29 protein-coding genes are annotated in these 25,776 nt (G+C 40.9%); 18 read left to right on the top strand and 11 right to left on the bottom strand.

What is annotated here, in order from left to right; translation table 11 throughout:
• Positions 1-6: 6 nt before the first annotated feature.
• The 4 genes from ACQCT8_RS14980 to ACQCT8_RS14965 all read right to left on the bottom strand — a co-directional run bounded on the left by ACQCT8_RS14980 (position 7) and on the right by ACQCT8_RS14965 (position 2,994).
• Entirely contained in the window at positions 7-192 is a 186-nt protein-coding gene (locus ACQCT8_RS14980; protein ID WP_426872351.1) for a DUF6440 family protein, read from the bottom strand.
• Positions 193-216: 24 nt separating this feature from the next.
• On the bottom strand, positions 217-966 hold the full coding sequence (locus ACQCT8_RS14975; RefSeq protein ID WP_426872349.1) for an ABC transporter permease: 750 nt from the start codon (positions 964-966) through the stop codon (positions 217-219).
• Complete coding sequence (locus ACQCT8_RS14970; protein WP_426872347.1) at positions 963-1,814, bottom strand: ABC transporter ATP-binding protein; 852 nt, start codon at positions 1,812-1,814, stop codon at positions 963-965. The genes ACQCT8_RS14975 and ACQCT8_RS14970 overlap by 4 nt, the downstream gene beginning before the upstream one ends.
• Positions 1,815-1,998: 184 nt before the next feature.
• A complete protein-coding gene (locus ACQCT8_RS14965; protein ID WP_426872345.1) occupies positions 1,999-2,994 on the bottom strand; it encodes a LytTR family transcriptional regulator DNA-binding domain-containing protein in 996 nt (331 codons plus the stop codon).
• Between the two features lie 319 nt (positions 2,995-3,313).
• Between ACQCT8_RS14965 and ACQCT8_RS14960 the strand changes: the two genes are divergently transcribed.
• From ACQCT8_RS14960 to ACQCT8_RS14940, 5 genes are all read left to right on the top strand, one after another.
• Positions 3,314-4,000 carry a response regulator transcription factor gene (locus ACQCT8_RS14960; protein ID WP_426872343.1) on the top strand — a complete coding sequence of 229 codons (687 nt, stop codon included), beginning with the start codon at positions 3,314-3,316 and terminating at the stop codon, positions 3,998-4,000.
• Positions 4,001-4,081: 81 nt separating this feature from the next.
• Positions 4,082-5,029 (top strand): ABC transporter ATP-binding protein, encoded by a 948-nt coding sequence (locus ACQCT8_RS14955; RefSeq protein ID WP_426872341.1) that lies wholly within the window; start codon positions 4,082-4,084, stop codon positions 5,027-5,029.
• Entirely contained in the window at positions 4,998-5,747 is a 750-nt protein-coding gene (locus ACQCT8_RS14950) for an ABC transporter permease (RefSeq protein WP_426872339.1), read from the top strand. The genes ACQCT8_RS14955 and ACQCT8_RS14950 overlap by 32 nt, the downstream gene beginning before the upstream one ends.
• Positions 5,748-5,768: 21 nt before the next feature.
• Positions 5,769-6,665, top strand: coding sequence for a sensor histidine kinase (locus ACQCT8_RS14945; RefSeq protein WP_426872337.1), 897 nt, complete (start codon positions 5,769-5,771; stop codon positions 6,663-6,665).
• A 418-nt stretch (positions 6,666-7,083) separates the two neighbouring features.
• Positions 7,084-7,521 (top strand): OsmC family protein, encoded by a 438-nt coding sequence (locus ACQCT8_RS14940; protein WP_426872335.1) that lies wholly within the window; start codon positions 7,084-7,086, stop codon positions 7,519-7,521.
• Between the two features lie 142 nt (positions 7,522-7,663).
• On the opposite strand, the gene ACQCT8_RS14935 is transcribed toward ACQCT8_RS14940, so the two are convergent.
• The 3 genes from ACQCT8_RS14935 to ACQCT8_RS14925 form a co-directional block, all read right to left on the bottom strand.
• Positions 7,664-8,344 (bottom strand): Crp/Fnr family transcriptional regulator, encoded by a 681-nt coding sequence (locus ACQCT8_RS14935; protein WP_426872333.1) that lies wholly within the window; start codon positions 8,342-8,344, stop codon positions 7,664-7,666.
• Between the two features lie 306 nt (positions 8,345-8,650).
• Positions 8,651-9,307 (bottom strand): TVP38/TMEM64 family protein, encoded by a 657-nt coding sequence (locus ACQCT8_RS14930; protein WP_426872331.1) that lies wholly within the window; start codon positions 9,305-9,307, stop codon positions 8,651-8,653.
• A gap of 362 nt (positions 9,308-9,669) precedes the next feature.
• Positions 9,670-10,761 carry a GntR family transcriptional regulator gene (locus ACQCT8_RS14925; RefSeq protein WP_426872329.1) on the bottom strand — a complete coding sequence of 364 codons (1,092 nt, stop codon included), beginning with the start codon at positions 10,759-10,761 and terminating at the stop codon, positions 9,670-9,672.
• Between the two features lie 211 nt (positions 10,762-10,972).
• Between ACQCT8_RS14925 and ACQCT8_RS14920 the strand changes: the two genes are divergently transcribed.
• From ACQCT8_RS14920 to ACQCT8_RS14905, 4 genes are all read left to right on the top strand, one after another.
• Positions 10,973-12,601 carry a xylulokinase gene (locus tag ACQCT8_RS14920; RefSeq protein ID WP_426872327.1) on the top strand — a complete coding sequence of 543 codons (1,629 nt, stop codon included), beginning with the start codon at positions 10,973-10,975 and terminating at the stop codon, positions 12,599-12,601.
• On the top strand, positions 12,595-13,290 hold the full coding sequence (locus ACQCT8_RS14915; RefSeq protein WP_426872325.1) for an L-ribulose-5-phosphate 4-epimerase: 696 nt from the start codon (positions 12,595-12,597) through the stop codon (positions 13,288-13,290). Before ACQCT8_RS14920 ends, ACQCT8_RS14915 begins: the two co-directional genes overlap by 7 nt.
• Positions 13,291-13,317: 27 nt before the next feature.
• Positions 13,318-14,736, top strand: coding sequence for an L-arabinose isomerase (gene araA, locus ACQCT8_RS14910; protein ID WP_426872323.1), 1,419 nt, complete (start codon positions 13,318-13,320; stop codon positions 14,734-14,736).
• 186 nt (positions 14,737-14,922) lie between these two features.
• Positions 14,923-16,317, top strand: coding sequence for a sugar porter family MFS transporter (locus ACQCT8_RS14905; protein WP_426872321.1), 1,395 nt, complete (start codon positions 14,923-14,925; stop codon positions 16,315-16,317).
• A 191-nt stretch (positions 16,318-16,508) separates the two neighbouring features.
• Here ACQCT8_RS14905 and ACQCT8_RS14900 read toward each other — a convergent pair whose 3' ends face one another.
• On the bottom strand, positions 16,509-17,285 hold the full coding sequence (locus tag ACQCT8_RS14900) for a metal-binding protein ZinT (RefSeq protein ID WP_426872319.1): 777 nt from the start codon (positions 17,283-17,285) through the stop codon (positions 16,509-16,511).
• A gap of 191 nt (positions 17,286-17,476) precedes the next feature.
• The gene (locus tag ACQCT8_RS14895) at positions 17,477-18,892 is read right to left on the bottom strand and encodes a hypothetical protein (RefSeq protein WP_426872317.1); all 1,416 of its coding nucleotides are present in this window, start codon (positions 18,890-18,892) and stop codon (positions 17,477-17,479) included.
• 197 nt (positions 18,893-19,089) lie between these two features.
• On the opposite strand from ACQCT8_RS14895, the gene ACQCT8_RS14890 reads away from it, so the two are divergent.
• The 6 genes from ACQCT8_RS14890 (at position 19,090) to ACQCT8_RS14865 (ending at position 22,380) form a co-directional block, all read left to right on the top strand.
• On the top strand, positions 19,090-19,833 hold the full coding sequence (locus ACQCT8_RS14890) for a phosphotransferase family protein (protein ID WP_426872315.1): 744 nt from the start codon (positions 19,090-19,092) through the stop codon (positions 19,831-19,833).
• 31 nt (positions 19,834-19,864) lie between these two features.
• Positions 19,865-20,416, top strand: a complete 552-nt coding sequence (locus ACQCT8_RS14885; protein ID WP_426872313.1) for a GNAT family N-acetyltransferase — start codon at positions 19,865-19,867, stop codon at positions 20,414-20,416.
• Positions 20,417-20,711: 295 nt separating this feature from the next.
• Entirely contained in the window at positions 20,712-21,203 is a 492-nt protein-coding gene (locus ACQCT8_RS14880) for an SRPBCC family protein (protein WP_426872311.1), read from the top strand.
• Positions 21,204-21,315: 112 nt separating this feature from the next.
• On the top strand, positions 21,316-21,474 hold the full coding sequence (locus ACQCT8_RS14875) for a hypothetical protein (protein ID WP_426872309.1): 159 nt from the start codon (positions 21,316-21,318) through the stop codon (positions 21,472-21,474).
• A 233-nt stretch (positions 21,475-21,707) separates the two neighbouring features.
• On the top strand, positions 21,708-22,046 hold the full coding sequence (locus ACQCT8_RS14870) for a PadR family transcriptional regulator (RefSeq protein WP_426872307.1): 339 nt from the start codon (positions 21,708-21,710) through the stop codon (positions 22,044-22,046).
• Between the two features lies 1 nt (position 22,047).
• On the top strand, positions 22,048-22,380 hold the full coding sequence (locus ACQCT8_RS14865; protein WP_426872305.1) for a DUF1048 domain-containing protein: 333 nt from the start codon (positions 22,048-22,050) through the stop codon (positions 22,378-22,380).
• Between the two features lie 68 nt (positions 22,381-22,448).
• Here ACQCT8_RS14865 and ACQCT8_RS14860 read toward each other — a convergent pair whose 3' ends face one another.
• Positions 22,449-23,141 (bottom strand): AIM24 family protein, encoded by a 693-nt coding sequence (locus ACQCT8_RS14860; RefSeq protein ID WP_426872303.1) that lies wholly within the window; start codon positions 23,139-23,141, stop codon positions 22,449-22,451.
• Between the two features lie 137 nt (positions 23,142-23,278).
• The gene (locus ACQCT8_RS14855) at positions 23,279-23,755 is read right to left on the bottom strand and encodes a DNA topology modulation protein FlaR (RefSeq protein WP_426872301.1); all 477 of its coding nucleotides are present in this window, start codon (positions 23,753-23,755) and stop codon (positions 23,279-23,281) included.
• Between the two features lie 138 nt (positions 23,756-23,893).
• Here ACQCT8_RS14855 and ACQCT8_RS14850 point away from each other — a divergent pair, with 138 nt between their 5' ends.
• The 3 genes from ACQCT8_RS14850 (at position 23,894) to ACQCT8_RS14840 (ending at position 25,648) form a co-directional block, all read left to right on the top strand.
• Complete coding sequence (locus tag ACQCT8_RS14850; protein ID WP_426872299.1) at positions 23,894-24,247, top strand: DUF3221 domain-containing protein; 354 nt, start codon at positions 23,894-23,896, stop codon at positions 24,245-24,247.
• A gap of 117 nt (positions 24,248-24,364) precedes the next feature.
• A complete protein-coding gene (locus ACQCT8_RS14845; protein WP_426872297.1) occupies positions 24,365-24,556 on the top strand; it encodes a hypothetical protein in 192 nt (63 codons plus the stop codon).
• Positions 24,557-24,778: 222 nt separating this feature from the next.
• A complete protein-coding gene (locus tag ACQCT8_RS14840) occupies positions 24,779-25,648 on the top strand; it encodes a DMT family transporter (protein ID WP_426872295.1) in 870 nt (289 codons plus the stop codon).
• The last annotated feature ends 128 nt before the right edge of the window (positions 25,649-25,776 follow it).

The raw sequence follows: 25,776 nt of genomic DNA, 5'->3' as shown, positions 1-25,776 counted from the left end.
TATTGCCTAACGATTCGACACCACAACGTCCCCATTCTCATCTAAAAGAGGCGTAAGAGAAATCCCCTGCGGAGTCCATGCGTGCATATAGTTTACGCCGGTTTCAGTATCAACCAAAAGCATAATTAACCCATATTGATAATGCTGAACCGATATTTCCTCAAATCTTTTTTCTTTTTTACTACCAAACATTTGTCCTCACTCCTATTCTTTTTATTAGCCGTTATCCAGCCCATTTTTCTTATAAATATAGATGAAGATTGTCAAAGCAGCTGCAAGCCAGACGAAAAGAACACTGGCATCAGTCAGGTTCCACTCGTATCCGCCCCCTGCGGCAAGTGAATCAGATAGATTGGACAGGACGCCGCCGTAGGAATAATCTAAAAAACGTGCAAGGTTTTCGTCAAATGCCTTCAGGACAGGGGTTGAAGTCAGCATTAATAAAATTGGTGTACTGATCAGTGAGGCCTGCGCCTGGTTTTTCGAATAGACCCCAATGATGTAACCGATCAAAATACTGATTAAGCTGCATAACGTTGTAATAGCAAGATAAGTAGGGACGGGAATATCCTCAAAAGACACTCCGCTCGCTGGTAGTAACAAAAGATTGGTCAGGACTAAGATAAATAATATTGGAATCATGCTGCCAATAAAATATTCTGCGCCTTTAACAGACGAGGTCATAAGCACTCTCAACGTATGCTTTTCTTTTTCTTCCGCTATAGGAGAGCTGCTCATCGAGATGCCGGCTATGGCGATATTGAAGATCAAGCCAAAGCTCAATAAAAAACCACTTGTGGAAAAGGGTGCGCCTGCTTCACCGGCATCTACTTCCGGCATTAGATTCCCCATAGCGATCACAAATACGATCGAAAAGATCGGGGGGAATAAAACACTCATATTGCTCAGCATTAATCTCAGCTTCAATTGGAGAACGGCATTTATTTTTCTATAGGATAGACTCATACTAATTCCCTCCCGGTCACTTCTAAAAATACGTTTTCTAGATTGGGCTCACATGAATGGATGGTTAAAAGCTCATCAGCAGTCAGCCATTCATTGATTTTCTGAATGGAATCATGCGTGTGTGGCATCACCACTTCTTTTTCATTCTTCAATAAGATCCGATACCGTTTATCCCGGTTATATTTAAGCGTTAACGCTTTCGGGGAGTCATGTTCGACAATCAAACCGTCATTTAATAGCGCCACACGATCACAAAGCTTGGTTGCTTCTTCCATGTTGTGAGTGGTGAGAAAAATCGCCGTACCCTTTTCTTTTAATTCCATCAGCAGTGCGTGGATGGCTTCCGTTGTAACAGGGTCAAGACCGCTGGTTGGTTCATCTAAGAAAAGCACCTTTGGCTGATGGAGCATGGCTCTCGTAAGAATTAATCGCTGCTTCATGCCCTTGGACAAATTTTTGGCGATTTTGTTCCTATGTTCAAATAAACCCACTCTTTTCAGCAGAACCTCAATCCGTTTGGTGTCAACATTCAACAGCCTGGCGAAGGCGGTTAAATTATGGTAGACCGTTAATCTGTCATATAATCCGCTGTTGTCTGTCACAATACCAATTTGTTCATAAATACTTTCATTAATTTGTTCCACTGCCTGATCCAATACAAAAGCATGGCCTGATGATTGAGCAAGCTGGCCGGTCAAAATTTTAATGGTGGTAGTTTTGCCTGACCCTGAAGGACCTAAGAATCCAAAAATTTCTCCTTCATGAACAGAAAAAGTAATCTCTTTTAATGCCACTTGATCTTTAAATCTTTTAGATAAACGTTCAACCTGGATCACTCTTTTTCCCAATTTTCATCTCTCCTTTTTTCGTTGCATATTGGAGCAAGGTTGTTTCTGCACTGCTTCTCCATCTGCTAAAAACTTTATAGGAAAAGGACGGAAAAGTCGTAAAACCAAGCTGAATTGTTATGCTCCAACTGCCAATTGCAGCAAAAAGAGGGTGAAATGAACCCATTTCACCCTCAACTGTACCCTAAAATTCAATTAATGCTCTCATTGCTTCCAAACGATTTCTGGAAATCGGCAAGTTTACCTTGTTGCTTCCCCGAAGTATTAATGTATACGAATTTTTCGAGTAGCTCACTAATTCGGAGACCCGCTGTAAATTCACTAAGTAGGATCTGTGGCATCTGAAGAATCCGAATCGGGTAAGCTTTTCTTCCAGTTCATTCATTGTCAAAGCAGTGGGGAAATATTCTTCACCGATACGGATCGTGCTTACGCTGTTGACACTTTCAATGAAATCAATTTCGTCCGGGCTGAAAAAGATGGTTTTATCAGCCATCTTACTCGATACCTTGTACACGCTCGCCGGTTTACGATCTGTATCGTTTGCTTCAGAAGACTCTGCTTTGCTTTCATTGATAAGATCTGTTTTTTCTAAACCGGTATTCCGGTTGCATCGATAAATCTCGTTACTCACTAATACGAGCTCTTCAAGAAAATGAGAGGTGAATAAAATGGCGACATTTTGAGACTGCAGGTATTCCAGTGCTTTTTTATATAGCTCGATGCCCTCAACAGTAGAATGGCTTAAGGGACTTTGAATCAATAAAAGCTTTGGGGAAAATAAGGACATTCGAAATAAACTGAGCCTTTTCTTTTGATCAAATGATAAATGCTTGATCTTTGTATCCCACACATCGGATAAAGAAAAAATGGCACTGAATTCCTTCAAAGGATTTTTAAAGTCAGCAATTTTCTTGAAAATGTCTAAATAGCTGAAAACAGACAAATTGTCATATAAACCATCCTCCGTAAATTCCATCAGGATCCCATTTGTTTCTCTGTTAATCTGGCCGCTCGAAGGAGTCATTTCACCGGTGAGTAATTTGAAGAAAACGCAGCTTTCTTCGTTCGTCATCTTGATGCCGATTTGAGATTGTTCTTCTATCATTAAATCGATGTTTTTTAAAAGGGTGGTATTGTCTTCTTGTTTCATGACATTTTCTAACGTGACTAATGGCACCGTCAACACTCGCTTTCGTTGTGATATGGGATTGTCCATTTCATACATTATGGTTGTATAGGACTTAAAAGAAAAGGGCTATGCATTGATTTATGTTGCTTGAATTCCTCAGTTTTTTGCAACACTTACATATGGAGTGATCGTAACGTACGTCGCAGTTCTGGCAATGAGTTTTAAATAAATTGCAGATTACTTCGTTGTTTAATAGTAAAGTAAAATGAAAAGGATGAATAAAAGAAGTGCTTTTTGGCTCTATGGTAAAAGGTCATCCGACAGAAAAAGATCATGAAATAATTTTTGAAATGCGAGGCTGATTAAATTGGATAAGAAGGTCCATATTCTTGTAGTGGAAGATGATGCAGCTATTAATCGACTGCTTTGTGATGTCGCAGCTAAAGGCGGATATTTTCCTAAGCCCGCATTTTCGGGCACTGAAGCGATGGTTTATCTGGAAAACCAGGATTGGGATATGGTGTTAATTGATTTAATGCTCCCGGGTTTATCAGGTGAAGAACTTTTAGAAAAAGTGACAAACCAAAGTGATGTTCCAGTCATTATTATCTCTGCAAAGCTTGAAACACAATCAAAAGTTAATGCTTTAAGGTGCGGGGCTGATGACTATATTACAAAACCTTTCGATATCGAAGAGGTGTCTGCCAGGATCGATTCCTGTCTCAGAAGACGCGGCAGGTCCAACACGACGATTACAAAACTTGAACATAAAGATATCATGATGGATAAGGAAGCTAAGATTGTAGAAGTGAGTGGAATGGAGATTAAATTGACAGCTCGGGAATATGAGATCTTGCATTTGATGATGTGTTCGCCAAATAAGGTTTTTTCTAAGGCTAATTTATTTGAAAGTGTCTGGCACGAAACCTTTCATGGTGACGATAATATCATTAATGTTCATTTAAGTAATATTAGAAATAAATTATCCAAGGCTAATCAGCAGGAAGAATATATTGAAACTGTCTGGGGGATGGGCTACAAGCTGAAAACTTAAGAGTTTCTTAAGCATTTACTTAAGAGTATTTTAAGGTTCTCTGCTTATTGTTAAATCATCAAGCTTAAGGAGGGAATCAAATTGAATGAGCATGTCTTACGAACGAATGGGCTGTCAAAAAAATATCAACATACTATGGCACTAGATAAAGTGAGTCTACGTATTAAAAAGGGCTCCATCTATGGATTTATAGGGCAAAATGGCGCAGGGAAATCAACATTGATTCGTGTAATAACAGGTCTTGCTTCTCCATCTCAAGGAACGTATGAATTATTTGGAAAAATTCATGAAAGGGAAATCATTGAAGCAAGAAAAAGAATTGGCACCATCATTGAAGGTCCTGCTTTGTATCCGCAAATGACGGCTGTCGAAAATCTTGAAGCCCATCGTCTGTTAAAAGGGATACCAGGGAAAGAGTGTATTGATAAAACACTTAAGATGGTAGGTTTGCAGAATACAGGAAAAAAGAAAGCGAAGAATTTTTCTTTAGGAATGAAACAGCGTCTCGGACTTGCCATAGCCTTATTGGGGGATCCTGAGTTTCTGATTCTTGATGAGCCAATCAATGGACTCGATCCAATGGGTGTAGTTGAAATAAGAGAATTACTAAAGAAGCTGAACCGGGAATACGAAATTACGATCTTAATTTCAAGCCATATTTTAAGCGAGCTGCATTTGCTTGCCACCCATTATGGCATTATTCATAAGGGGAAGCTGATTGAGCAGTTATCTGCAAAAGAACTGCAGGGGAAATGTCAGCAGTATTTGCATATAAAAGTGGATCATCCAGAGAAGGCGGCAACGATAATAGAAAGTCAGTTGTCTACCCGGGAGTTTGAAGTTATGCCTGATGGAATCATTAAATTATTTACTTTAGTAGATTCTCCTGGAAAAGTGTCCAGTATTTTAGCGGGTGAAGGGCTGGTTATTGAACAATTTATGCCGATGGGAGAAGATTTGGAAACGTATTTTACTAATCGCATCGGAGGTGAAAAGCATGGGCAGACTGATGAAAGCGGAATGGTATAAATTAACGAAAGATCGTTCGTTCCGATTTTTGACCTGGATGCTGTTGATTGCTGCCGTGCTGGGCCCGCTTGTGGAATTCGATAATGGGGCTCCCGGGCTTCCTGCTGTAAAAGATTACTACATTGAAAGCATCCTCGGTCCGCATGCAAATATAGTAAAGCTTATTCCAAGTATTCTCGCCGGCTTTTTTATTACAAGCGAATACTCTATAGGGACCATGAAAAGCATGGTTTCTGCTGGTAATAACAGAATGAGCATTTATTCTGCAAAACTTTTTGTATTTTCACTTGGAGCCATTTTGTTATCGCTTATTTTGCCGATCATTATGACAGGGATGAGTGCTGTTTATTTTGGCTTCGAAGGCATGCCTGAATGGTCCTACTATTTCCAAACGATCGGATTAATCCTTTTATATGCTGCAGCTTTTGCCTCGATTATGGCGGTTTTTTCTATCTTGTTTACTGACAGCGGAAAAACGATAGGGTTTCTGCTGATGTTTTTTGTGTTTGTGGATTGGCCCTTGCAATTAGTAGCAGTTAAAATCCCTTCGTTTGAACCAGTTCTTTCTCATTCTGTTTTCAAGTTAATTTACGATATCAGTATTGTGAATGACGTAAGCAGCACGGATAAACTATTCCTTTATGGAATTCCCGTTTTAACGTTCGTGCTCTTTTGGGGAATAGGCGTTTCTATTTTTATGCGAAAAGAAATTAAGTAAACGAAAGGTGAGTGAGGGTAGATGCTCTACTTAATGATTGGTGCGATAATAGGGTTTATTTATCTACTCACTCGCCTGTATCTGCTCAAAAAAGAAATAAAAAACACAGCACGGCAGCTTCATCAGGTGAACCAAAATCAAACCAATAAAAAATTGGATGTTTCCTTTTTTGATCGGGATTTTGAGGAACTGGCAATGAAGATTAATGGGCAGATTGATTTAACGAAACAGGCGGAAGCGACGAAGCGTTCAACTGAATATGAGCTGAAACAAGCGATCTCACATATTTCTCATGACATCCGCACCCCTATGACATCAATTATAGGCTATATTCAGCTCTTGGAATCAGATGAAATTAGCTCAGAGTTAAAAAAAGAATATCTGGCAACAATTAAAAATAGTGCAGCACGATTGAAGGTTTTACTTGAGGATTTTTTTGAGTTATCCATTATTGAACAAGATGATTTTCCTTTAAAGATGGAAACGATACGACTAAATGATTTAGTTATGGATACATTATTCAGTTTCTACGGAGAATTTACCAACAACCGCATAGAGCCGAATATTCACATTACTGAAGATGAGATTTATATGAAGACGGATTCTTCTGCATTCATAAGAATTATAGAAAATTTAATCGTTAATGCTATCAGATATTCTACAGGCGATATTATCATTGATCTGGAGAAAATGAATTCAGTGGTACAGCTGAAAATTTCAAATACTGCAGACAACATAAGTGAAGAGGATGTAAAGCAAATGTTTGACCGTTTTTTCAAAGCAGATCAAACGAGAACGGGAAAAGGAACTGGCCTGGGCCTGCCCATTGCCAAAAGTTTGATGGGGAAAATAAATGGAACGATTCGTGCAGAGTTAAGGGGTAATTACTTAACAATCACATGTGAGTGGAAAATCTAGCTGCGGAGAAATGTAATCTGAAGAAAGTTCAGGAGATGAGGCATGAAGGAAGAGATGAAATCGTTAAAACAAGCGAAGACGGTAAGGCCAATCAGCACGATTAGTATCTAATTAATCATTCGTTTACCTTAGCAGTCATAAATGGTTAAAGGATAATCAACTAGGATGATGTTTAACACGTCATCCTTTTTTGGTATCTCTATATACACAGTAAGAAAAAAATAGATGATTGTGCTTTGGCATGGAAATGCAAACATCTATTTCCCGGCAATGTCTTTCCAAATTGTAAGCTATCTTACGAATGAATCTCCAAGCATGAAAGAGGAACTGCTTCCTGTTATAGTTTTTTTGTATCAAGGGATTAAATCTTAGATTAAAAACTGATCACACCAACCAAGCTTTGAGAGGAGAATGCAGCATGGCAAAAATGAATGAAAAAATTACCGCAATTTCTAAAGGAATGTATACAGAGGGTAAATCTCATGAGCATACGGTTGTAATTGATGAACCGGCTAGCATGGGAGGGACGAATGAAGGTGCAAATCCTTTAGCTACTCTGTTGGTATCGCTCGCAGGGTGTGAGAACGCAATCGCTAACTTTGTAGCAAAAGAAATGGAGTTTGATCTGCAAGGCATCGATTTTGAAGTGCAGGGTGAGCTAGATTCACGTGGAATGATGGGAGACGAAGAGGTTCGTCCATATTTTCAGAAAATCACCGTACATGCATCCGTTCACACGAGTGAATCCGAAGAACGTTTAAAAGAACTGCAGGAAAAAGTAGACAAGCGCTGTCCTGTATACACCACTATGGTAGCCGCAGATGTTGAAATGGTCCCTAAATGGATTAAAGCATAATCAAAGGATTGTCCCTCTTGAAAGAAATCAAGGGGGATTATTCAATCATTTCGGCAAATACTTCTCTGGAAAAGATAAATGACTTACTCTTTTTGAAGAGGCCGGCAGAATTGTAGGGGGCTGTTTCACTTAAACGGCTCAATTAAGGATTTTTTAGAAACTCCTGTGTCCTGTCAGCGTCAATGGATAATACAGTTTTCTTTTGAATATAACCCTCTTTTTTTAGTTGGCTCATAATGGAGCTGGTGGTTTCTCGAGTAGCACCAATCATATTGGCAAGGTCCTGATGAGTCAGCTTCATCTCGATCGTTTGCCAATTTTGTTTTCTTCTTCCCGTCTTTTGACTGAGCATTAATAATAGGTATAATAATCGATGTTTAATACCGCTTAGAGCTATTTTTTCACTCAGACCGTAAAAGTCTTTTAACCTCGAAGACAGGATATCGATTAATTTTAAGGCGACAAGTGGGTTTTGTTTTATGAACTGTTCATAGTCACTATGACTCAGCGTGCAAATGCAGGTATCCGTCATCGCTTCAGCGTAGGTTTGATCATCCGTTAAACTAATTGTAGACGTTTCACCAAATATATTTCCATCAACCAGAATATCCAACGTGAATTGTTTACCTTCCTCATTCATTCGAAATAGGCGTACTTGTCCTTTTTTCAATAATAATAAAGCATTAATAGGGTTATCAGGAGAGAGTATGATCGTCCCCTTTTTAACAGATCTCATTTCGCTTATTTGATTAATACGTAACAGCTCTTCTCGAGACAGTTCCTCAAACAAGCTGATTTGAGATAGCAGGGCCAGTTTATCCACTTTCATTCACCTCATTTTATGTCCTCTTACATTTCTTATCCTTCTCAGTTAGACCATCATTCAATTTAATGTATAGTGAAGTCTTTAAGGACTAATATAATTTTATTTTGTCCTATTTACAAGTGAAGCAGCTGGCGTGCAGCAATAAAGATAACTTCTGCTCTTCATTTTACTTAAACGTTTCCAGAGAAAATATACTCCATGAAAGTCCGGTAGTAAAAAAAAACCCGGTTTCTCAAATTGAGCAGCCGGGCAGTTCCTTATTTGTGCAATGAATTGCCTTTATAGGACGGGTGTAAAAGGGGATTATTCTTCAGTCAAACCAAGCCATTTTTTTACTGGATTGCGGAAATATAATGTAATTCCCAGTAAACCTAGAAACACAGCTGCAGCGATCATTATCGTAATTACTTCACCTGAAGCGATACTCGCCCCTAAGAAGCTGTAAGCGAAGGTGCCAGGGATCATTCCAAAAATAGTGGCGAAAATAAATGACTTAAAACGCACTTTGGAGATTCCCCCAGCGTAACTTAGCAAATCAAAGCTCACAATGGGAATGAGTCTTAAAGTGAAAATGTATAAAAAACCACGTTTCTCCATTTGTTTAAAAAGCTTTTCTGACCATGCAAAGTTTTCTATTTTTAATACGGACCTTCCAAATAAACGGGCCATTATATATCCCGTTGTGGCTGCACCCGTAGCTCCAATAATGATATACAAAACGCCTGGCCACACGCCAAAAGCTAATCCAGCACCGAGAGATAGAACTGATGTAGGGAAAAATACGATGGGTCCGATTGTATAAATCAGAAAAAAGATTACAGGTCCCCACCATCCAAAGGACAAAATAAAATCCCTGATATCTGAAGGCCTGATGTCAAAATGGAAGTGAGTAATGTATGAAACTGTGATAAATAACAGCACGATTGAAATCACTTTTACCCACTGGGATCGGGATGTCATATGCGTCTATTCCTTTCTGAGGAGGCTTATTAAACTATTGTAAAAAACAGCACATTCTGCAAGGGGGTTACTCTTCTGGATCCAAACTAAATACCTGCTGCCTTCACCAGTTTAAAGAACTCGTCATGAAGATAATGTGTGCTGTCTTACAAAAAAATAGGTTTTCACAAAAAGTTCATGAGTGGTGTTTACCAGAGAGGCGATAGGATGGGGGCAGGTGATGACCAAATAGTAAACAACAACTGATGGGGTGTACGGTTCGCAAGGCGTTATGTCAGCATGCCATGCTTAGCCTCCAAAGAAAGCATGAAAGTGGCTGTACAGTTACATCAGCCACTTCGTTAAGATCAGTACTATTCTATCTATTTCGTTTCTAAGTTCTTGATTGTTTCTCCTTCAATAATCACAGGCTGATAATACGTTTCGTTCGGCAGATCTTTTGTTCCTTGCAATTTTTTTATAATCCACTCAGCAGCATCGCGTCCCATTTTTTCCTGTGGATGGGTGAGAGTGGAGAGTTTGATGTTGGCATTTTTTGCAATATACGAATTATCCTGGCCAATAACGGATAGTTGTCCTGGAACAGTGATACCGAGCTGGTTGCATACATTGATTACTTCCAGACCGACTTCGTCATTGTAGCAAACGATTGCTGTAAGCATGTCTTTATTATGAGTTAGAAATTGTTTTAAATTGTTGTATAGGTCGAGCTTTGTCTCAGTTTTAAATGAAAGAACATGCTCTGGTTGGAACTTTAACTTTGCCTCGCCAAGTGCCTTAATATAGCCTTTCATTCGATATTTCCCCTGTAAATCATCCATTTTTGAGATAAGCCCAATATTGGAGTGGCCTTTTGAGATTAGTTCTTTCGTGGCGAGGTAGCTTGATTGCACGTCATCAAGCCGGAGAAACGGGACATCTAATTCTTCATAATGTGCATTAATCATAATAAGTGGAACGTCCTGTGCCTTGAACGATAAATAGTAGGCAATATTGGGATTGTACAGATTGCTTTTGGTCGGTTCTACGATCAGGCCGTCCACACCGAATGACAGCATCATTTCAAGGGCCTTTTTTTCCTGTTCGACATCGTTGTTTGTGCTGACTAACAGCAGTGAATAATTGTCTTCTTTTAATCGCTCTTCAATTCCCCGGATAATCGAAGGGAAAATGTAATCGGAGATGTAAGTGGTAATGACTCCAATTATTTTATTGTTGGCATTGTCACGGGACTTTGATAGATATTGATTGCTGACGTAGGTCCCTGACCCTTTTTCACTTCTTAAAAATCCGTCGTTGGATAGCTCCAAAATGGCTTTTCGAACAGTATGGCGGCTGACCCCGTATAGCTCCTGCAAAGCAGATTCAGTGGGAATTTTTTCTCCTGCTGTATAATCTCCTGAAAGAATCTTGCTTTTTATATCCTCAAACAATGTCTGATACTTTGGCTTCATTGAGAAATCACTACTTTCTGTGTTCGATTAAATGCTTAGTGGAGTCAGTTGTCTGCTCATAGTATAGCGCAGCTTGATTTGGTTGAAAAGCTGTACTCTTTAACCTGCTTTCAGAGGATTATTTGTATGTACATTTATTGTTTGTTTGACAAATAGTACGTACAGAAATTATACTGGACATGTTGAAAACGCAATCAAAAGAGGTGAAAAAGTGAGTGGAGTACAATCAGAAATAAACCAGAGCGTTGCAAATGGAGAGACATCACTCGGAGTGGAGCTTGGATCTACGCGGATTAAAGCAGTATTAATGGATCATCAATTTAATACAATCGCCTCTGGTAGTCATGAGTGGGAAAATCGTCTGGAGAATGGTTTTTGGACGTACAAATTGGAGGATATACTGACAGGTTTACAGGAAGCTTATCGGGATTTAAAGGAGGAAGTGGAGCGCAAGTACGGCGTCACCCTTCGTAAAATTGGATCGATTGGCATTTCAGCTATGATGCATGGCTACTTGGCTTTTGACAAAAAGGGTGAGCTGTTAGTTCCGTTTAGAACATGGCGAAATGGAACCACATCTTCTGCGTCAAAAGAATTAACGGAATATTTTAACTTTAATATCCCGGAACGATGGAGTATTGCCCATCTTTACCAGGCAATTCTGGATCAGGAGAAACATGTAGAAAAAGTGGATTACATCACCACATTAGCCGGGTTTATTCATAGGCTGCTGACGGGACAGAAGGTGATTGGGATAGGAGACGCTTCAGGAATGTTTCCTATAGATGAATCTACTCATACCTACAATGAAACGATGGTGCAAGCGTTTGATGAACTGATCGGAAGCCATAGCTATCCGTGGAAACTGAAGGATATTATGCCCGCTGTCTATCAATCTGGCAATCAGGCAGGAGAGCTGACTGACGTCGGTGCTAAACTGCTGGACCGCTCAGAAAGTCTGCAGCCTGGAATTCCATTCTGCCCTCCTGAAGGAGATGCGGGAACTGGGATGGTTGCTACCAACAGTGTAAGAAAACGGACTGGAAATGTCTCTGTGGGAACGTCGGTTTTCGCAATGATCGTGCTGGAGAAGAAGCTTTCAAGGGTATATCCACAAATTGACCTGGTGACGACACCAAGCGGCAGTCCTGTTGGGATGGTTCATGCTAATAATTGTTCAAGTGACCTCAATGCCTGGATCGGTTTGTTTCGTGAGTTTTACGAATCGATGGGACAAAAAGCAGAAACGGGTGAGTTATTTACAGTGCTGATGAACAAGGCCCTTGAAGGAGATCCAGATGGCGGTGGATTGCTCAGCTACGGGTATTACTCAGGTGAAAATATTACAGGTGTTGAAGCAGGCCGCCCGCTGTTTGTCCGTTCGCCGCAGAGTCAGTTTACGTTAGCGAACTTTATGCGCGTTCATCTATTTACAGCCTTTGGCGCCTTGAAATTAGGCGTGGACATTATGACGAAAGAAGAAAATGTCTCCATTGACCATCTTCTTGGCCATGGCGGGTTATTTAAAACGCCTGTTGTCGTTCAGAAAATACTCGCTGCTGCAATGAATGTTCCGGTCTCTGTTATGCCAACCGCTGGAGAAGGGGGAGCCTGGGGAATGGCCATTCTCGCTCATTATATGAAGGAAAAAGAAGAGAATGAAAGTTTAGAAGAATTTCTGGATGAAAAAGTGTTCTCGAGTGCTGAGGTACAGGAAATTCATCCTGATCAAGTGGACGTTGAAGGCTTTGAAGCATTTATCAAGCGATATACAGAAGGACTATCGATTGAACGGGCTGCCATTAACAGTCTGTCTGAACGGGAGGGATTGAGTTGTTAGAGCAGCTGAAAGAAGAGGTATTCAGGGCAAATCTTGAATTGCCGAAGCAGGGACTTGTGAAATACACATGGGGAAATGCGAGCGCGATTGACCGTGAGAGTGGGTTGTTTGTGATCAAGCCCAGCGGTGTGCAGTATGACGAAATGAAAGCAAGCGATATGGTGGTCGTGGATTTAGATGGCAATGTTGTAGAAGGAGAGCTTAATCCTTCCTCAGATACCCCCACTCATGCAGTTTTGTATAAGCATTTTCAAGAAATTGGGGGCATCGCACACACCCATTCCACATGGGCGACGATTTGGGCTCAGGCAGGTCTTGATGTACCCGCTATGGGCACTACCCATGCAGATACTTTTTACGGGGATGTCCCATGTGCCCGTTTTTTAACGCAGGAGGAAATTGACCGCGGCTATGAAGCAGAAACAGGACATGTCATTATAGAAACCTTCAAGCAAAGAGGGCTGGATGTGTTAGCTGTACCAGGCGTCCTGCTTCAGGGACACGCTCCATTTACATGGGGAAAAGACGTAGCATCCGCCGTCATGAATAGTGTGGTGCTCGAGGAAGTATCAAAAATGAATTTATTTGCACGGGAATTAAATCATTTCGCCAAAGAGCTGCCGCAGCGGATTTTAGATAAGCATTACTTAAGAAAGCATGGCGAGAATGCTTATTATGGACAAAAATAATAAAACGATGAAAAAGGGGATTTGAACATGACAGAGAAAAAAGAGTTTTGGTTTGTTGTAGGCTCACAGCAGCTTTACGGAGAAGAAGCGCTGGCTCAGGTTAAAGCCAATGCCCAGTCGATGACAGATGCATTAAATGAAAGCGGTATCTTACCGTACAGGCTTGTGCTGCAGGATTTGGCAGTAAGTGCAGATAAGATTACAAGCATGATGAAAGAAGTAAACTACCGGGATGAAGTAGCGGGCGTCATCACCTGGATGCATACATTCTCCCCGTCAAAAATGTGGATCCGGGGCACAAAATTATTACAGAAACCGCTGCTGCATTTAGCGACTCAATTTAATGAAAGCATACCGTGGCAATCCATTGATATGGATTTTATGAACCTGAATCAATCGGCTCACGGCGACCGGGAATATGGATTTATGAATGCCCGTTTAAATAAAAATAATAAGGTTGTAGTCGGCTACTGGGAACGGCCGGAGGTTCAAAAACAGATGGCAGACTGGATGGATGTTGCGGTTGCGTACAATGAGAGTTTCAACATTAAAGTTGCCCGCTTCGGAGATAATATGCGCCATGTTGGAGTAACTGAGGGAGATAAAATTGAAGCACAAATTCAATTCGGTTGGACGGTTGACTACTATGGGATTGCCGATCTGGTTCAGTATGTAAAGGAAGTTTCAGAGGAAGAAGTAGATGCTCTGTTTAAAGAGTATGAAGAACTTTATGCATTTGATTACGGTTCTTACAGCAAAGAGGACTGGACAGCAAGCGTAAGAGTACAGGCCGGCTATGAAATTGCCATTAAGCGTTTTCTTAATGAGGGAGGTTATACTGCTTTCACCTCGAACTTTGAAACACTGCATGAGATGAAGCAGCTTCCGGGTCTTGCCGTTCAGCGTTTAATGGCACAGGGGTACGGCTTCGCAGGAGAAGGAGACTGGAAAACAGCAGCGCTTGACCGCCTGCTTAAAGTTATGAGCCATAACCAATCAACTGGATTTATGGAGGACTATACGTATGAGCTGGCTTCGGGGCAGGAATCTATTCTTCAGTCCCATATGCTTGAAGTGGATCCTACGCTTGCAAACAATAAACCAGCTATTGTGGTTTCGCCTTTAGGAATCGGTGACCGGGAAGATCCTGCCCGCTTAGTTTTTGACGGGAAAGCAGGAGAAGGTGTAGTCGTGTCGATGGCTGACTTTGGCACGCACTTCAAGCTGTTGATTAATGAGGTTTCAGCGTTTGAACCAACCGTAGAAGCACCAAAACTGCCGGTGGCACGCGTGCTGTGGGAAGTTAAACCGAATTTTCACGATGGCGTGAAGGCCTGGATCGAAAATGGCGGCGGTCATCATACTGTCGTATCCCTTAACCTCACCACTGATCAAATTGTTGCTTACGCAAAGCTGGTTGATCTTGAATACGTCATTATCAAGTAAAGCTGCAGGATCCTATTAGCTATGAGGAGCCGGACCGTCTATTATATCATCGACGGATTCGGCTCACTTTAAGAGATTTCGCTTGTATAAAATTGACTGTTACCAAGAAGCGGAGGGCTGTTAAACGGTCCAACGCGTTCCTGGATCACTATATGCATCTTGTGCTTGCAGACAAGGAGGATACAAATGTTAGAAAAACATTCAACCTGGTATGTTATTGTCATAGCAGTATCGGCTGGTATGGCCGGACTGTTATATGGCTTTGATACAGCAGTTATTTCTGGAGCGATTGGTTATTTGCAGGAGCTATATGATTTAAGCCCCGCAATGGAAGGCTGGGTCATCTCCTGTGTCATGATTGGGGGAGTCCTTGGAGTTGCGGCATCCGGTTTCTTAAGTGAACGATTCGGCCGTAAAAATATTATGATCGTAGCAGCGGTGCTGTTTATTATTTCAGCGCTTGGTTCAGCCTTTGCGACAGGTGTAACCATGCTGGTCTGGGCCAGAATCATCGGCGGGTTTGGAATCGGTTTTGCTTCCGCACTATCCGTTACCTACATCAGTGAATGTGCGCCGCCGGCTATCCGGGGGAGACTTGGATCACTTTATCAGTTATTCACGATCTTTGGTATTTGCGCCACATTTTATATCAACTATGGCGTGGCCAACAGCGGAAGCTATGCATGGGGGCTGGAAGAAGGATGGCGCTGGATGCTCGGCTATGGAACCATACCGGGAATCATTTTTTTAATCCTGTTATTCTTCATTCCGGAAAGTCCGAGATACCTGATAAAAAAAGGCAGGGACTCAGAGGCATTTCAAATTCTCAAGCGTATTAACGGAGAAACGGTCGCGAAAAAAGAATCAAAAGAAATTAAAGCTTCACTGGATGTTGAGCAAAGCTATTCAGCCAAGGAACTTTTAAAGCCAGGGCTTCGTATGGCACTCGGTGTAGGTATTTTCCTTGCTCTGTTCAACCAGGTAATCGGAATGAACGCTGTCACGTATTATGGACCGGATATCTTCAGAAGTGTCGGCTTTGAGAACAATACCGAATTCCTGGCAACAAGCATCATCGGTAGTGTGCAGGTAGTCTTCACCATCGTTGCCCTTTTATTAATTGATAAGCTGGGAAGAAAGAAGCTGATGGCAATTGGCTCCAGCCTCATGGCCATTTTCATGGTCCTGATTGGAAGCGTATTCTACTTTGAACCGGCCAGCAGCGGACCCCTGCTTATTATCTTTATCGCTGGATTTACTGCCGCCTTCTGCGTTTCCATGGGACCCATTCCCTGGATTATGATCCCGGAAATTTTCCCTAACCATCTGCGTGCTAAGGCAGTCGGGATCGCAACGATGTTTCTATGGGGAGCCAATTGGGCAATCGGTCAATTTACACCAGTTCTGATTAACAATATGGGCGGTGCATTCACTTTCTGGATGTTTGCCGTCATCAATGTCATTTGCTTCACCTTTGTCATGACCATTGTTCCTGAAACGAAAAACAAAACCCTCGAAGAAATAGGGGAGCTGTGGAAGCCAAAGAATAAAACTGAAAAGCAAATAGCACGGGAAGGATAGATGCGTGAAAAAGTCAGGCCATTGGGTCTGGCTTTTTTCAATACTGATCTTATTAGCATAACAAGGCCCAAGAAGACCAACGCCGTCCCTGCGGAAAGCGTCCGTCTAAAGCACAGTAAGATGCTCAAAAAGCCTGAGACACCTTTTGTCTCAGGCTCATTGGTATAATAACCAATTGATCAGAAGTTTGATTAATGCCCCATCATTTCTTCAGCAATTTCCTCACCGCTTAAGTCTGAGAAGTAATAAGTCGGCCAGTTGGTGACTTCATCCAGCAGCGCTTCGCGGTCATCTCCCCAATACAAGTGATAGTGGTCTGCATCGGTTGGTTCGATTCCGTGGTCACTGAACTGAATATAGGCAGGCATGGATCCTTCCTGTTCTTCATCCAGTTTGAAAATGTAACGTACGCCACGGTTGCCTTTTTCATACTCAAGTACCTCATACCCGTCATACGTATAGCTTCCAGAAGATTCTTCACCGTTTTCAAAGAAGGTAAACGTATCTCCTTCAATCACAATGCGATCAACTTCTGTTTCATATCCTACCTTGTAGTATTTCTTGTATTCTTCAGCCGTCATGTCGCCTTCTTCTGCTTTATGGGCAAACACTTCGTCTAACGTTCCATCTTCTAAATATGGATAAACAGATTGCCAGTCGCCTTCCCAATCAGACAGCTCACGGTCTTGAATTTGGTCGTCTTCGAAGTAGCCGTCATAGATTTTTTGTGCTTCTTCATCTACCTCATGATCATGATCGTGGCCATGCTCATGCTCCTCGTCGTGATCATGATCGTGCTCTTCTTCATGGTCATGATCATGCTCTTCTTCGTGGTTAGCTTCCTGTTCCTCAACTTCTTCTGAAGCAGAGCCGTTTTCCTCTTCATTTGTAGCCGTATTTTCTTCTCCACAAGCCGCCAGCGTGAAGGCAGTTAGAAAAACAAACATTATCATCCATTTTTTGCTCATATGTATCTCCTCCTCATATTTTACATAACACAATATATCGTAATCATTACGATTTGTAAATAGTAATCATTCCTTTTTACGAATTTAATTCAAAAGCTCATTTTTAAAAGCAGAAGGTGATTAGAATACCAATCAGTCGATGCAGAAGCGCTAAAAAAGCCTGAAACACATTGGTTTCAGGCTCATCAATTCTATAAGAAGAGCAGCACAAATCCCTGCATATAGATCTGTGTCATCACATAAAACGCTATCGCATACTTGTAATTAAACATCAGACTGTTCTTCACAATACTCAGCCGATTTACAGCGCTTAATACAATCGTCGGTAAAATAAGGGGGGAGAGCATGATGGAAATCACACTTCCGGAGGTGATCCCAAGAACAATTAGCTCCGGTGGATAAGGTACTTCAACACCCTGTAAAATTCCTGATACTAAGACGATCACAGTTAGAGGTCCAAGTCCGATAAAGCCTAAAATAATAACCACAAAAGGCAAAATCCAGAGGAAGTTTAAAAATGGAACGGCATCTGTTACATAAAATAGACCATCCACGATATACTCACCATACCCTGACTGATTGACTGCATCGATTAAAAATCCGGCAGCTAACAGTATAGAAAACTGCTGTGCCTTATTAGGGATGCCATTTTTCAAATAATGCTTCCCGTTTTCTATGATCCTGATGCTTTTTTGGGTAATGAAAAAATAGATCGTGACCCAGGCCGTGATCACGATAGGAATGATAAATAGTAAACTGGCATCCCAGATCGCATTTAACAGAAAAATAGATCCAAACAGAGTAATAAAGAGAAAAACAAACTCAATTACATTCCGTTTTCCCTGTGTTTCAGAAAACGTGTTTTTTGAGATTTTTGCGAGCTGTTCCTGAATTCCTTCCGTCAGGTCCACTCCGTAATGCCGTTCCTGGAAGTAGGAAAAAAGTACAGCAAGCAGCACCCCTGCAAAAGAGAGGAAAAAGCCCTGCAGAATCGATAAACCTAATGAAGCGCCAAGTGCATCAACGGCAAATATGAAACTCGGAATGCTGACAACCCACATGGTGGTTAAGGCAAAGGCACGAAGTAAAGCTGTTCCTTTATAGTTTTCCCAGACTTCACCCTTTTGATCGCTTAAAAATCCGTTTACCATTCCATACACCATTGGAATCGCTCCAAATAATAAAAAGTAGGAAATGATTTGTGTAATCATCAGCATGCCAAAATAAAATTTACGGCTTGTATTCAAAAGCTTTTGTGCAAAATGGATAACCGATTCTATATAAGGCTTTTCTTCAAGTACCCAGCTGATAGAAGGGACAATCAGTAAAAGTGCAATCAGTCCGCTCATTACCGTAAAGCCCGCAACGCCTGATTGAATTAGAGAAGTATCAGCTGATAAATGAATGATCACCGCAATTCCAAAAAGTAAAAGAGAAATGGAGGCCTGTTTCAACGGGAGAAAAAAATATCCGATTATAAAAGCGGCTAAACCTAGTAAAGACAAGGTTGTCACTAGTGATTCACCTTGTATGAACGAAACGATAAAATGCATGATAACGTACAAACTGATTAATAGGGTATATCCCCGTTTAGCGAATTGATTCATTCTGGATACTCCCATCTTTAAATATGACTCTCAACTATGGTATCACAGCAAAGAGGAAAGAACGTATTAGGTGATTTCACATAAATAGTTTTTATCTTATCCAGACTATAAACAAGGATTTAGCCATTGAGTATAGAATTGATAGGGAGAACAAGTTACCTATGGCAGAACGACTACATAGAAAGGGAGGTGATTTCATGGATTTAGGACAAACAATCGCAAGTGGCAACACTGCGCAGATCTATCTCTCTAACAATAAGATTATAAAAGTTTTCAAGGATTTTTTGCCTGATACAGAGTCTGTAAAGGAAGCCAATAAACAAAGATATGCCTATTCGTGCGGGCTTCCAGTACCTGAAGTATTGGAGGTGGCCACCATAAATGGAAAACAAGCCATCATCATGGAATATGTGAATGGAGTTTCATTAGGGGATAGGTTCTTACAAAATAGAGAAGCCATGCATGAATACTTAGCGATTTCAGTGGATGCCCAGCTCAAGATTCACAGTGTCATCCCGGATAACATTGAAACGATGTTTGATAAACTTCATAGGCAGATTGAGTCCCTGCAGAAAGTAGATCAAAGAATTAAAGAACATTTGTTAAAAAAACTGGATTCCTTCACCTATGAAAGCAGGCTTTGTCATGGAGATTTTCATTTATTTAACTTAATTCAGATAGGTCAGCAGATTATGGTTATTGACTGGGTTGATTCGAGTGCAGGGGATATTCGCGCAGACGTCTGTCGAACCTATCTATTATATATGCCTTTTTCAATTGAATTAGCGGAGTTGTATGTGACTATTTACTGTGAAAAGAGCGGGCTATTAAAGTCGGAAATTATGCAATGGGCACCCATTATTGCTGCGGCAAGATTAGCTGAACATGTTTCAACGGAAGATTCAGAACTGCTGATGAAGTTGATACAGAACAACTCCTAGTTCAAAACATGAGCAAGAAGGGATAAAATAAATGACATTTCCAGAATTAGAAACTAGTCGTCTGAGACTCGTCGAAATAAAAGAAGATCACATACAAAGCTATTTTGAAATTATGTCTAATGATGATCTAACAAAGTATTATGGTATGGATTCACTGAAAAAGCTGGAACAAGCTGAGAGTATCATTGCTTCTATGCAACGTACATATAAGAGTAAAAGAGGGATCAGATGGGGGATAGTGCTCAAGGAAACAGGTGAGTTTTCCGGTACGGTCGGACTGAATAATCTGAATCTGCCGGCAAAGCGTGCAGAGATTGGCTACGAGTTGAAGCCCTCGCTCTGGGGGAAAGGGATTACGAGTGAAGCCGTAGGGGAAGTGCTTCACTATTCATTTGATCATCTGGATTTATTCCGAATGGGTACTGTCACCTTCCCTCAGAATATACCGTCTATCAAGCTTTTGAAAAAAGCAGGATTTACAGAAGAAGGACGGCTGAGAGGGTACCTTTATCAAAACAATCAGTCCCACGATGCGGTGGTGTTTTCGCTTTTAAGAACGGAAATAAAGAACGCTCTTCAATGATTGTGAAGATTGATACAACTTGTTAACCAATTCAGGAGGTTGAGAAAGGCAAAGTCTCCTTCTTCTGTAATAATAAAAATTATCATACCACTCTACCAAATAACTGAATTTTTTGATATATTTTTATTTGTAGTGCATTTGTTTTCTGAATAAACAAGCTTGCAGTGCTTCGCAGTCTCTGGTTAACATTTTTTCTGCAAGCCCTAAAGGTATTACTGTTTTACTTTCAGGCTTTTAAATCCGGATGTTGTCATTCATTCAAGGATGCTTGGATTACAAAATGGGAGGCTTTAAAATGAGAACAATAGCAGAAGGTAATACGTTAATCACCGAACGCACGTTTTCTGTTTCACAGGAGAGGCTGTTTCAGGCTTTTACAAATTCAAATGAACTTGAAGCGTGGTGGGGTCCTGAAGGCTGGCAAACAGAAAACAAGCGGTTTGAATTTGAGCCGGGCGGAATCTGGCACTACTGCATGAAATGTGAGGATGAAAGCCAGGGTGATTTCTACGGCATGGAATCATGGGGGATTGGAAAATTCAAAGAAATCCAGGCACCTGAACGATTTCACTATGAGGACATGTTTTCCGATCCGGAAGGCAACGTGAACACGGAAATGCCTGCAATGGATATTAAAGTGGAGTTTAAACCGGCAGATGGCGGCACGATGGTTGTGACAACTACAACATTTGATTCACCTGAAACATTGGAAAAAATGAGCGAGATGGGCATGATCGAAGGATATAACTCACAGATGACAAAACTGAAAAACTACTTAACTAAATAGAAGCTTGCGGGGCAGCCAGTAATAAATTCTTACGTGTACTTACTGCACGGGAATTTTCAGGCTGCCTTTTATTTGTGAAAGATGGTAAAAGAATCTGAATAGGGGACGCGGAATGAAACATACACTTTGGGCAATCTTAGGGGCCAGCATAGCATGGGGTGTCATTAGCTGCTTTACAGATGACTGGGACATGTGGGGGTTATCGTGCTTAATTATAGGAATCGGAATAGTATACGGGATTCGAAAATATAGCGAAGAAAACACGTGGTGATTTTTCAAGATTACGGGATTAATTTGTTTTAAAAGGGAGTTATACAACATTAAGACTATCAGGACCAGCGCAATTCTGACCTTTAGAATTACGCTGGTTTTTTATTTATCAACATTTTTGATTCTTGACAGCATCACTACTCTGTTTTACTATATACTAGTAGTAAGTTATACTAAATACCAACGTCAATATTGTAAGGCAAGTCAAAAATGCAAGGGAATCAGGAGGGGAAAATGGATAATTTCAGAGAAATGCTGAAAGGGGTGCTTGAGGGGTGTGTACTTGAGATCATCAGCCGCGGCGAAACCTATGGCTATGAAATCACACAGCAGCTGCGGGAGCTTGGTTTCACTGATGTAGTGGAAGGAACGGTATACACCATTACTATGAGGCTTGAAAAAAACAATCTGGTGGACATTAAGAAAAAGCCATCCACTATGGGTCCCCCAAGAAAATTTTACACACTCAATGCAGCAGGACATGAGCATCTTGAAACGTTTTGGAGAAAATGGGATTTTGTCTCGAGCAAAATCAACGAAGTGAAAGCAAAAAAAATTCAAAAGGATGTGTAACATGAGTATATTTGAGAAGATTATCGGCAGCATGAACGACAAGCGGGAATGGAAGGCGATGGAGGCGCGGGCAGAATCACTTCCAAGTGAATACCACAATGCTTACAAAGCAATGCAAAAATATTTGTGGAACACTGGGGGTATAATCGATTGGCAGGAAACGAAACTGGTCTTTACTCACATCATTGACCTGCTTGAAGAAGCAGCTGCCAATGACAAACGCGTGAAAGAAGTGACCGGCGGTGACGTAGCAGCTTTTTGTGACGAACTGGTCATGGATGCGAAATCCTGGAGAGATAAAGAACGGCAAAAGCTGAATGACTCGATTAAATAATCGCATCGGCTGAAAAGAATACGTAGGCCAGCACTCCTGTGACAACGGGGTACTGGCCTTTTTCCTTATCAGCTTTGCTGCATCTGATACACTTCTTCATATGGCTGCACTACCACAAATCCATTGCCAGAGAATTTCATTTGCACAGATTCTCCGCTTCCTCTACTAAATAAGCTTTTCAGCTGAATATCTGTTACGAATTCCGGCTCAAGGTTTCCGGACCAGGCGACCGTTGCGTTAGGATCTGTGAATACGGGTCTGTCTGGTGTAACGAGTAAAGTAAGCGGCTCATAGTGAGAAGTAAAGGCAACAAGTCCCTGTCCCTCGAGACGTACATTAAATAGTCCGCCGGCCATCATTCCCGCTACACGGCGCATGAGCTTGATGTCCCAATCAAGGCCGTCCTGAAAAGCAAGAAGGTCATTCCCATTTATAAAAATGCTTTCTCCCTCCAGATCCAAAACAGTGATTTTCTTCCCCATATCCGCTACATACAGTTTTCCCTGCCCGTTGGCTTTCATTAGCTGAGCGCCTTCGCCACTTAATGCTTTTTTTACAAATCGTCCAATACCGTGCTCTAACATTCCTTCACGTTCAAACTTGATGGCTCCCTCATAGGAAATCATTGATCCCGCTTTTGCCCATACCTGTCCGTTTAAATTCACTTCTAAAATCCGGTCTGTTTCGAGCTCAAAAAAGGCACGAGCGCTTTCTTCCTGCTTTGTTTTCTGAACAAATTGTTTAATGGAGTACTTTGACATAAAAATTCCTCCTTAATGTGGATACTATTCTTACGTTTGGGCGGACCAAAAGTTCTGATTAAGAAAAAACTTTGATTACAAGCGCATTAAACGTCAACTACTCTTGATCCATTTCTTCAGCCATTTCGTTGATGTGATCACCAAAATTTGTTGCTATGTATGGCATAGTTGGTGAAAAAGTTAACTTTCCCAACATCTTCAAATGATCGGTTCCATTTAAACATTTTCATGAAAATCGTGAATGTAGGTTTGTAATGCGATTTTTCTACCCGAAGCTTTTGTTTAAGAAATCTTTTAATGATGCGATAGGTTCTTATCGAGTATCTAGTATTTAAATAGATAATGATATCTGCCTCATTAAAACTGCTGCGCATCCAATCTTCATTGTGGATACCTTCTACAATCCATTGATTAGTTTGAAGAATGCCGTTTAGATATTCTTCTCTTTCCGGTTCAGTTCTTCTGATATCTCCATTGCTGCTTCTGATCCAAACCGCATTATCCAGTTCGAAATAAGGGATTCTTAACATGGCGGAAAGTTCTTTTGCTAACGTCGTTTTACCGCTTCCTACAGAGCCGATAATGTGGATTTTATTTAGAGATTGTTTTTTCATATTTTCACTCCGTTTTATTGCCGTTTACCGTTTTTATTCCAGTTCATAGTTTGAATCTCCTCCTTCCTTAACACAAATAAGTTGTTTTACCAGTAAATTAAAAGGTAAATACGTATAAAGGAACAGGGAGGTGCAGCAATGAGATACCCAATCACAATTTTTATTATAGTAATTGCTGCTATTTTGAGCGGATGTACATCTGAAGAAGAAAAAAATAGCGATGCTTTGAAACAGCAGGAAGGCATTATTGCGGAGAAAAATGAGGATCACATTTTAGTAATTCCAAACTTCAAAAAAGAAGATATTGAAAATAAAAGAAACGAAGAGCTGGTGATGATGGCCAGCGAAAATGGGGGCGCCTTCTATGAAGTTGAAGCTGAGCAATTGAAAGAGCTGGAGAAGGGCATCCGGGTTCTAGTGTATTGGAATGGTGAGCAGGAGGAATCAGATCCTCCCATACGTCAGGCTGAAGAAATAGAATCCTTACAGTAAGAAAAATGTTTAGCATAAAAATAGTACATATCATCTAATTCGTTTAACCGCATCTGCCACAGGGTAATTAGCGGGATGTAAGTGTTTATATGTAGTTAAATCAGGGAGGTAAATTCCATGGAAAAATTTAAAGTAACGTATCATTTGATTACTGGAGCAGAAGTAGTCGATCATGTGAAGGCTGAAGATAAAACAAGCGCAGTCCTAATGTTTGGTCATGATGAGAATAAATTTTTGGAAAGTGCAGATGGCAAACTCCATAAGTTTAATTTAAAACATGTAGTAATGGTGACAGTGGATCCAAATTAAACAGGTAATTATAAAATAAGAGCATTCAGTTGAGTGCTCTTTTTTTAAATAAAATTTTTAGTTGAAGAGCAATGCTGCCTTTTTCGGCTCCATTACATAGGTCATAAAAGGTTTTAAGCTGCCGCTTTACATTCATGTTGAAAGAAGAAGGAAGAAAAAGGAGTCAAAAAGGTAAGTCAGTGAGAATTTTATACAATTCACCTACTAGTTTGGAGGGATCTTATGAAGTATAAAGGTGTATTTTTAGTTATGCTTGCCGCTATATTCTGGGGTGTTAGCGGAGTGATTGGGGATATCCTTATGGATAGAGAATGGAGCCCCCTTGTCATCTCATTTTACCGAGGAGCAATCGGTCTGCTGCTTTTTCTCGTATGGTTTTTACTGCGCTTTAAGAAAAACTGGATTGTCTCTAAACCTTTATATATCTGGTCCCTGCTTGCTGGCGTAGGAGTAGCTGGGAATTTCACTTTCTATTTTTTAAGCATCGAGGCTTCCAGTGTACCGGTAGCGTCCACATTAATGTACACCGCGCCTGTCTTTGTACTGATTACTTCTTTCTTATTAAAAATGGAGCGCTCTACATGGTTTAAATGGGCCTGCATAGGCGGAGTGCTCCTGGGCATTATTCTTCTTACCGGCGCGTACAACCCCGGTTCTATTTCAGTAAGTTTCGCAGGAGTTGCAACAGGACTTGCCGCTGGGCTTTCCTATGCTTTATTTATATTCGGATTCAAAAAAGCATCTACATACGGTAAGCCTCCTATTATCTTAACCATCGCATTTTTGTCATTTTGCCTAGTACTCTTCTTATTTACAGACAATAATCAGGCAGCAGCCGTACTGACTTCAAATGACATTGGCTGGTTTTTATTATTAGGATTGTTGGGGGCGGGACTGTCTTTCATTTTCTATGTTATTGGGATAAGGCTGACTGCCGCTTCAACTGCTTCTATGGTGGCCATGATTGAGCCGGTCACAGCATCCTTGCTTGGCGTTTTACTGCTTGGAGATCATTTGGGTGTCATTCAAGTCCTTGGAATGGTGGTCATTCTGACAACCATTACGCTGCTTAGCGTGAAGCAGTCATCGTGAGTCATGTAAAACATGCCATTGTCCCTGTAATAGTATAGTTGAACCCCTCAAAAAACCTGTGACACCTCGTCGCAGGCTTTTTTCTGTGCTGAATAAATACAATCCATTCTGTCAGTTTCTCTTAAAGT

Source organism: Jeotgalibacillus proteolyticus (assembly GCF_050107735.1).
Classification (GTDB): domain Bacteria; phylum Bacillota; class Bacilli; order Bacillales; family Jeotgalibacillaceae; genus Jeotgalibacillus; species Jeotgalibacillus proteolyticus_A.
The sequence above is the reverse complement of the archived record's forward strand: the minus strand, read 5'-3'. Positions and strand labels throughout refer to the sequence as shown.

Coding starts and splice junctions, on each gene's coding strand:
- ACQCT8_RS14980 (WP_426872351.1), bottom strand. CDS start 192: ATGTTTGGTAGTAAAAAAGAAAAAAGATTTGAGGAAATATCGGTTCAG.
- ACQCT8_RS14975 (WP_426872349.1), bottom strand. CDS start 966: ATGAGTCTATCCTATAGAAAAATAAATGCCGTTCTCCAATTGAAGCTG.
- ACQCT8_RS14950 (WP_426872339.1), top strand. CDS start 4,998: ATGGGCAGACTGATGAAAGCGGAATGGTATAAATTAACGAAAGATCGT.
- ACQCT8_RS14945 (WP_426872337.1), top strand. CDS start 5,769: ATGCTCTACTTAATGATTGGTGCGATAATAGGGTTTATTTATCTACTC.
- ACQCT8_RS14940 (WP_426872335.1), top strand. CDS start 7,084: ATGGCAAAAATGAATGAAAAAATTACCGCAATTTCTAAAGGAATGTAT.
- ACQCT8_RS14930 (WP_426872331.1), bottom strand. CDS start 9,307: ATGACATCCCGATCCCAGTGGGTAAAAGTGATTTCAATCGTGCTGTTA.
- ACQCT8_RS14925 (WP_426872329.1), bottom strand. CDS start 10,761: ATGAAGCCAAAGTATCAGACATTGTTTGAGGATATAAAAAGCAAGATT.
- araA (WP_426872323.1), top strand. CDS start 13,318: ATGACAGAGAAAAAAGAGTTTTGGTTTGTTGTAGGCTCACAGCAGCTT.
- ACQCT8_RS14905 (WP_426872321.1), top strand. CDS start 14,923: ATGTTAGAAAAACATTCAACCTGGTATGTTATTGTCATAGCAGTATCG.
- ACQCT8_RS14900 (WP_426872319.1), bottom strand. CDS start 17,285: ATGAGCAAAAAATGGATGATAATGTTTGTTTTTCTAACTGCCTTCACG.
- ACQCT8_RS14895 (WP_426872317.1), bottom strand. CDS start 18,892: ATGAATCAATTCGCTAAACGGGGATATACCCTATTAATCAGTTTGTAC.
- ACQCT8_RS14890 (WP_426872315.1), top strand. CDS start 19,090: ATGGATTTAGGACAAACAATCGCAAGTGGCAACACTGCGCAGATCTAT.
- ACQCT8_RS14885 (WP_426872313.1), top strand. CDS start 19,865: ATGACATTTCCAGAATTAGAAACTAGTCGTCTGAGACTCGTCGAAATA.
- ACQCT8_RS14880 (WP_426872311.1), top strand. CDS start 20,712: ATGAGAACAATAGCAGAAGGTAATACGTTAATCACCGAACGCACGTTT.
- ACQCT8_RS14875 (WP_426872309.1), top strand. CDS start 21,316: ATGAAACATACACTTTGGGCAATCTTAGGGGCCAGCATAGCATGGGGT.
- ACQCT8_RS14870 (WP_426872307.1), top strand. CDS start 21,708: ATGGATAATTTCAGAGAAATGCTGAAAGGGGTGCTTGAGGGGTGTGTA.
- ACQCT8_RS14865 (WP_426872305.1), top strand. CDS start 22,048: ATGAGTATATTTGAGAAGATTATCGGCAGCATGAACGACAAGCGGGAA.
- ACQCT8_RS14860 (WP_426872303.1), bottom strand. CDS start 23,141: ATGTCAAAGTACTCCATTAAACAATTTGTTCAGAAAACAAAGCAGGAA.
- ACQCT8_RS14855 (WP_426872301.1), bottom strand. CDS start 23,755: ATGAAAAAACAATCTCTAAATAAAATCCACATTATCGGCTCTGTAGGA.
- ACQCT8_RS14850 (WP_426872299.1), top strand. CDS start 23,894: ATGAGATACCCAATCACAATTTTTATTATAGTAATTGCTGCTATTTTG.
- ACQCT8_RS14845 (WP_426872297.1), top strand. CDS start 24,365: ATGGAAAAATTTAAAGTAACGTATCATTTGATTACTGGAGCAGAAGTA.
- ACQCT8_RS14840 (WP_426872295.1), top strand. CDS start 24,779: ATGAAGTATAAAGGTGTATTTTTAGTTATGCTTGCCGCTATATTCTGG.